Raw genomic sequence first — 6,980 nt, 5'->3', positions numbered from 1 at the left:
GCGCCGCTGGGCAGTCTGAGCATCACCGAAGGTGGCGTGTGGACGTACAACGTCGACAACAGCAAAGTGGAGTACCTGGGCGCGGGTCAAACCAAGGTTGAGACCTTCACCGTGCAGAGCGTGGACGGCACCGAGCACACCGTGACCGTAACCATCACGGGCACCAACGACGCGGCGATCATCGCAATCTCAAGCATTGCTCCTCTCTCCGAGGAAGGCTTATCTGGTGGACTTCAAGATGATATTGGATCCTCAGATGCAAGCGACGCAATTAAGGCATCTGGCACCATCACAATTGATGATGTAGATAGTGACTCCGTAGGGATCACTCTTTCGGGCCCGGAGGGCATCACGTCGGGAGGTATGGAAGTCGTTTGGGAATGGGATGCTCAAAATCACAAGCTGATAGGTTCTACATCTGGGAGTGATTCTAAATCCGTTATTGAAATCGAACTTACTGCTCCTAATGCAAGTGGCAAGGGCGAGTGGAACTATACGGTCACTTTACTCAACCCTATCGACCATCCAGATGGCTCCCAAGAAGATACACTGAGTTTAGATCTCGGCGTATTTGTTTCAGATGGGCAAGCCACAACGGAAAGCAAACTATCTATCATCATTGAAGACGATGCACCTAGCGACCATGTGATGGATCCAGTTGCTGCCACAGCAACTGACATCCCTGATGTGTTAACTGGCCAGTTTGATCTAACGAGTTACCGTGGTAATAGGACCACGATTGACGGTGGTCAATTTACTATTACTGCAAATGGATTCTCTTCAGCTTTATCATCCACGTTAGTTAGTGCAAATATTAATGGTGACAGCGAAGGTATCGGCGTTAGTAGTAAGGATTCTCCGTACCATAACCTTGCTAATGAAGTTGATTTTCGTAAGTTTTCAGATGGCAGTTCTGCATCCGAAGAGTTGGTTATTAAACTCGATCCTAACACGGTAGCTTATGGTGCGAAAATTGAGTTCAGCAAAATGTTTGGCGGTGAGGGCGAAAGCGGGATTGTTGAGTTTTGGCGAGATGGGAAGTTGATTGCAACTCAAAGTTTTACCTCTGATGAAAACCGTGGAGATTACGCTAAAGACTTTTCTGTGCAACAGGGTGGTTTTGATACGATGGTTATCAAAGCTACTGACAATGGTAACTCGTTTAATCATAAAGATAATAGTGACTTTACCGTTAAAAATATCGAGTTTCTTGGTGCGGATGCGCCGCAGCCAATTGCTTATGGTTCTGGTGTCGTTGAACCGCAATGGGGGGCCGATGGTCGAGGGGCACTGCAATTAGTTGGCCTAAATGAGTCTGCGACACTCAAAACGGTTACTGGCTCTGACATTACTGTTGAATTAGTAGGGGCAAATACTCTTACTGGTAAAGATGCAGAAGGGCATTTAGTCTTCAAACTCGAGTTTACACCGACAACGGGAAAATGGGAGTTTTACCAGTATCAAAATATACAATCGCCGTTAGGTGATGGAGACATTGATTTCCAAGTGAAAGTTACTGATGCCGATGGTGACAGTGCTGTGCTTGGTTTTGCGGTCAAGCCTGTGTCTCCACCAGTTATTGGTGAATTGACGCTCAATGTTTCTGAAGAAGGATTACAAGGCGGGATTGCGGATGACGCATCTATCACTGGTTCACAAGACACGACTAACCAGACCTCAGCGGAAGGGCAGCTTAATATTGCGAACACCTCTGAGCTTTCTATGGGGATCCCGGTTGGTACTTACACTTCTAATGGTGTAGCTATTACCTGGAACTTATCTTCGGATAAACAGAGACTGATTGGAACGGTTGCTGACAATAAAGTGGTCGAAATTACCGTAGATAACCAAGGCAAGGTGACTAGTCAGTTGCATGCTGTATTCGACCACACGAATAATGGTGGAGAAGATGACCTTGTGATTGATATTCCCATTGAAGCACAAAATTCAAGTGGTATTTCGAGCACAAGTACAATCACCATTGTTATCGAAGATGATGCTCCTATCGCTAATGCGGATGTTGCTTCAATCAATGTATTAGCCGATTCATTTAATTTTAACGGTGTTTCGGCTAAGTGGAGCAATATCGCAGGTGGTTCAAATATTACAATTTATGATTCGCGCGATGCTGACCCTGATTTAGACCAAGTACGCTGGGGAACGAGTGCAGGGTATGGGCAATCAGGGTATGGTTTTATTGATAACGATAGTGGACTGGCTGGAAATATAGCTCTCAATGAGCTAGTCCAACTAGGAACCTTTACTCACTATAATTACCCTATCTATGACTCGATTACGGGGGCAACACTAGATGTAACGTTTTCAGTAACCGATGCTTATGGTCGAGTAACGCCTGTGACGATTACGGTGAATTTTGCCCATAACGAAACACCAAATAATCAGTCTGATCCAAGGGATATCATTACTATTGAAAGTCAATCTGTGACTTTTGAATTTGAAGGTAAGATGTATACAGTTGAAGTCTTAGGTTTTGTTGATAAAAACGGTAATGTTATCAACTCGATAAAGACAGACGAAAATGCATCCAACCAGTTTGACTTGGTGGCAAAGATTGTTGAAGGAAGTGGTTACCATTTGCCAAGTGCTTTAGGTAATGTAATGCATAACGATTTGCACGGTGCCGATGGATCATTGACGGTCATAGGGTGTGTGAATGGAGAAACATCAAGCAGTATTAATACCGGTGTTGGCACTAAGGTTATTGGTTTGTATGGCGAGCTGATTCTGATGGCTGATGGTAGCTATACTTATCAAGTGACTGAGGATGCCTCTAAGATCCCCCTCAACGCACAGGAAGTTTTTAGTTATACCGTGAGAGATAATGATGGTGATGCTGCCAATAGTACTTTAACGATTTCGGTCAACGCTGTAGATAAAAATGGTGTACCCGTAGGTTTACCATTGACGGTTGAAGGCAATGATTTAAATGACATGATAGTTATTAGAAATGGTGAAAACTCACAGCACCCAGATAGATTCGATGTTGCTTTCGGGGGTAATTTGTTAGGTACAGTACGTGATGTTCATGGCAATGAAAACCATATTCACGTAGGGCAAGGTTATAATAATGGCTCTCAAAACCAAACTGTTAGTGGTGGATCGGGGAACGATCATATTGAGACGGGCTCTGGAAATGACGTCATTTATGCAGGAATGACGGGATCTCATGGTTACAGTAGTGATGATGATTTGGAACTTTCTGCGTCTGAGATTGCCAATCATCACGTAATGACAGGTAATCTTTCTGGCACTGATTCAATGTTAGATAATGATGGTTTGTTATTATCGAACGATGTATCAAGCCGTAATGCTGACGTTGTTAATAGCGGTAGTGGCAATGATCGAATATTTGGTCAATCTGGCTCTGATATCCTTTTTGGTCATACTGGTGATGATTATATTGATGGTGGTTCTCACAACGATGGTTTGAGAGGTGGTGAAGGTAACGACACCCTTATTGGCGGCCTTGGTAGTGATATCTTAACGGGTGATAGTGGTGCAGACATATTCAAATGGGTTGAGATGGAAACCGCGACTGACCGCGTTACTGACTTCCATCGTTCGGAAGGGGATTCGTTAGATTTTTCCGATTTGTTTGAAGACATGACCAAAGATGAGATCACAGCATTGCTTGATGGACTGGGTGGTGTAGATCATCAAGGTGTTGCGGACGATGTATCTATCCGTGTTACAGGAAATGAACATGAATCGCACCTAACGATTGTCAAGTCGGGTCAAACATTGACCGTGGACTTTGATGGTGCGTCAGCTGCGGATATCACCAGTAGCTTGATGGATAATCTAAACCATTTAAAGGACTAAAATAACGACAACCGGAGCTTTATTAGAGCTCCGGTTTTTCTTGCTGCCTATAAAATACGGCTTACAACACCTTACAGGCGAACCCTTTTAGATAAAACCCTTCAGGGTAGGCTGAATCTGTTAAGTGGTCAGCGGCTTGCTCGAACCTTTCAACAAATTTAACGCTACGACCTGCATCGAGCGCCGCATCTGCAATGATTTTTTGGAAGAGATCGGTGCCCATAAGGCCAGAGCATGAATAGGTGAGTAAAGTGCCACCCGGTTTTAAAATTTGCATTGCCAACATATTGATGTCTTTATAACCGTTTGCACCGGAGATCAGGTTATTTTTACTCGATACGAACTTAGGTGGATCCATAATCACCACATCAAACAGCGTTCCTTGATCACGGTATTCTCGCAATAATTTGAAAACATCGGCATTTAAAAATACAGCGCGTTTTTTGGAGATATCGAATTGATTGATCTCTGCATTGTATTTGGCGGTATCTAATGCAGGTTGTGAGACGTCGGCATTAATTACACGTTTGGCACCGCCTTTAAGAGCATACAAACCGAAGCCTCCGGTATAACAAAAACAGTTAAGGACATCTTTATCCTTCACATATTTTATTGATTTCTGGCGGCTGTCACGTTGGTCTAGGTAAAAGCCTGTTTTGTGTCCACCAACAATATCGACGCTAATTTTTACGCCATTTTCTTCGATAATGACTGATTTTGGCGGCTCATCGCCATGCAGCACGCCCATGCGCTCTTCCAAACCTTCTTTTTTACGAACGGCAACATCTGAACGTTCGTAAACATGGCACTCTGGGAAAACGATTGTCAGCGCTGTAACAATATTCGTTTTATGGTATTCAGCCCCTGCGCTAAGCAGTTGGCATACTAGATAATCTTGATACTTATCGATAGTAATACCGGGCAACCCATCTGATTCTGCTGCAATCAGCCTAAAGCCTGTAATACCATCTCGTTCAATAATCTCCTGGCGAACTAACAGTGCATCTTCGAGCCGTTTCACAAAAAAATCGACATTGATCTCCTGCTTCTCAAAGCTCCAAACGCGAGCTCGAATTTGAGAAGTAGGGGAATAGGCTGCTTTTGCTAACCACTGATTATCATGAGTATAAACGTCGACGGTCTCTCCAAGGCTAGGCTCACCTTCTACCTTACTGATCCCTCGGGAAAAAACCCATGGATGTTTACGGCGCAAAGATTTTTCACGGCCTTTGACTAGATAGATTGCAGCTGTCATACATTACTCGATGAATATTCAAAATGGGGGCGTATTTTCATAGAAAAGGTAATGGAAAGCAAACAAAGAGCGAGCGTCATACGTAAATAAAGGAAATTGTTTGGAGAGAGTGTCTATGGGATGTACATCAAATTAACCCATTGTCATTTCTTTCATTATAGTGAACGACGCATTTTAGTAGATAAATGATTGAGTATTTAAACATAGATAGAGGGATCCAAATGGCTCAACAGTGCGACAAGTTTATCGTGACAGGCAGGGTCCAAGGGGTTGGTTTTCGTTATCACACCGCTCATCAAGGACTAACGCTAGGCTTAACAGGCTATGCCAAAAATTTACATAACGGCGAGGTTGAAGTCATCGCCATTGGGAATAGTGAAAATTTGGAGCAGTTTTATCAGTGGCTTCAACAAGGCCCCAAAACGGCGAAAGTAATGTCGGTGTCGCGTGAATCACTTCTTTCTTATACTGAAAAATATAGCGGATTCGAAATACTTTAAAAGTAGCACCGCTTTGTGCTTTGTATGGTTAAGTTGCTTGGAGCTTAGTTTCGCACTACAAGCATTTGGCAGGTTTTGGTAACCCAGCAAGTTTAGTTGCTTGTTTGGCAGGGCCTTTTTTAAAGAGTTTGAACAGATATTTACTATTGCCTTTTTCCGGACCATGCGCTTTTTCCATCGCTTTGACTAACATACGCACTGCGGGTGAAGTATTAAACTCTTCATAAAAGTGGCGCACGAACCAAATGACTTCTAGATGAGCGTCTGTTAACTCGATATCTTCCTGACTGGCCAGTGTCTGGATCATTCCTTCTTCCCATTGGGTATGGTCTAGGAGGTAACCCTGAGCATCAGTTTCGACGGTTTTGCCATTGTATTCAAACATCTTTATTACTCGATTAAAAATCCGCGTTTAGGGTAGCGTAGTGAATGTGTGATCTCAACTGTTTAGAAAGCAAAAAGCCCGCAAGCTGTGGCTTGCGGGCTCGTTTGGACAAAATGTCGACGTAAATTAGTCGTCGTTCATAATGCCTAAAATAGCCAATAAGCTTGTGAACAAGTTCAGAATATTTAGATACATTGAGATGGTAGCACTAATGTAGTTTGTCTCTTCACCTCGTACGATACGGCTTGTGTCAAATAGGATAAAACCAGAAAACACGAGCGCCGCGATGCTGCTGATCGCAAGTTGGCCAACGGTAGAACCAACAAAAATATTAATAATTGCTGCAACGATGACAATAATTAGGCCTGCCATTAAAAAACTTCTCATGAACGAAAAGTCTTTTTTAGTCGTAATGGTATAAGCTGATAAGCCCATAAAAACAAGGCCAGTAAGGCCGAGTGCCTGAGCAATAATGCTAGAGCCATTCGGGATTGCAGCATAGTGATTAAGCATAGGACCCAGAGCACCACCCATTAATGTGGTGAACACAAATGTCCACACTATACCAGAAGAGGAATTAATGGCTTTAGGCATCACGAAGAACAGGATACCAATTGCTCCCAACTGCATAGCGAGTGCCATGAATGGTGAAATTTGCATTGCCATTGTTGCCATCGCAGCAATAGCACTAGTGATAAGAGTCATTGAAAGCAAGAAGTAAGTATTCTTCAACACTTTATTGGTTTGTAGTGTGCTCTCTAAGCTAGCTGAGCGAGTAAACATTGGGCTGTTCATAATCTTCCTCGTAAGGGTTTATGTTTGTATGTACATTTATGGGGCTGAATGAGCTAAAAATCAAGCCCTGTGTCGTATTTGTCTTGTACAAATTTTAATAAAAATAGTCACTTAGATGTTAAAGAATGTGTAACACCATGTGTCTATGCTCATAAACAAAAAGAGAGGTGATGTTCACCTCTCTCTTTGTTGGTCGTTAATC

The 6,980-nt window shown here is 43.1% G+C and carries 5 protein-coding genes; 2 read left to right on the top strand and 3 right to left on the bottom strand.

The features are described 5' to 3' along the window. Positions 1-3,843: VCBS domain-containing protein (locus AACQ17_RS04170; RefSeq protein ID WP_094167555.1), on the top strand; the 3,843-nt coding region annotated here is incomplete at its 5' end. Positions 3,844-3,904: 61 nt separating this feature from the next. On the opposite strand, the gene AACQ17_RS04165 is transcribed toward AACQ17_RS04170, so the two are convergent. Then, positions 3,905-5,098 (bottom strand): class I SAM-dependent methyltransferase, encoded by a 1,194-nt coding sequence (locus tag AACQ17_RS04165; RefSeq protein WP_094147265.1) that lies wholly within the window; start codon positions 5,096-5,098, stop codon positions 3,905-3,907. Between the two features lie 221 nt (positions 5,099-5,319). On the opposite strand from AACQ17_RS04165, the gene yccX reads away from it, so the two are divergent. Then, positions 5,320-5,598, top strand: a complete 279-nt coding sequence (gene yccX, locus AACQ17_RS04160; RefSeq protein ID WP_094164415.1) for an acylphosphatase — start codon at positions 5,320-5,322, stop codon at positions 5,596-5,598. A 55-nt stretch (positions 5,599-5,653) separates the two neighbouring features. Here yccX and AACQ17_RS04155 read toward each other — a convergent pair whose 3' ends face one another. Beyond that, complete coding sequence (locus AACQ17_RS04155) at positions 5,654-5,983, bottom strand: TusE/DsrC/DsvC family sulfur relay protein (RefSeq protein ID WP_047689503.1); 330 nt, start codon at positions 5,981-5,983, stop codon at positions 5,654-5,656. A gap of 126 nt (positions 5,984-6,109) precedes the next feature. After that, on the bottom strand, positions 6,110-6,778 hold the full coding sequence (locus tag AACQ17_RS04150; RefSeq protein WP_010318447.1) for a Bax inhibitor-1 family protein: 669 nt from the start codon (positions 6,776-6,778) through the stop codon (positions 6,110-6,112). Positions 6,779-6,980 lie beyond the last annotated feature (202 nt).

This window comes from Vibrio sp. V10_P2A27P122 (assembly GCF_963874335.1).
GTDB classification, from domain to species: domain Bacteria; phylum Pseudomonadota; class Gammaproteobacteria; order Enterobacterales; family Vibrionaceae; genus Vibrio; species Vibrio anguillarum.
Note: the sequence above shows the minus strand (reverse complement) of the source record. Positions and strands in the feature narration are given on the sequence as shown.

What these genes read in the sequence shown, in the direction of transcription:
- AACQ17_RS04165 (WP_094147265.1), bottom strand. Translation starts at nt 5,098, where the DNA reads ATGACAGCTGCAATCTATCTAGTCAAAGGCCGTGAAAAATCTTTGCGC.
- yccX (WP_094164415.1), top strand. Translation starts at nt 5,320, where the DNA reads ATGGCTCAACAGTGCGACAAGTTTATCGTGACAGGCAGGGTCCAAGGG.
- AACQ17_RS04155 (WP_047689503.1), bottom strand. Translation starts at nt 5,983, where the DNA reads ATGTTTGAATACAATGGCAAAACCGTCGAAACTGATGCTCAGGGTTAC.
- AACQ17_RS04150 (WP_010318447.1), bottom strand. Translation starts at nt 6,778, where the DNA reads ATGAACAGCCCAATGTTTACTCGCTCAGCTAGCTTAGAGAGCACACTA.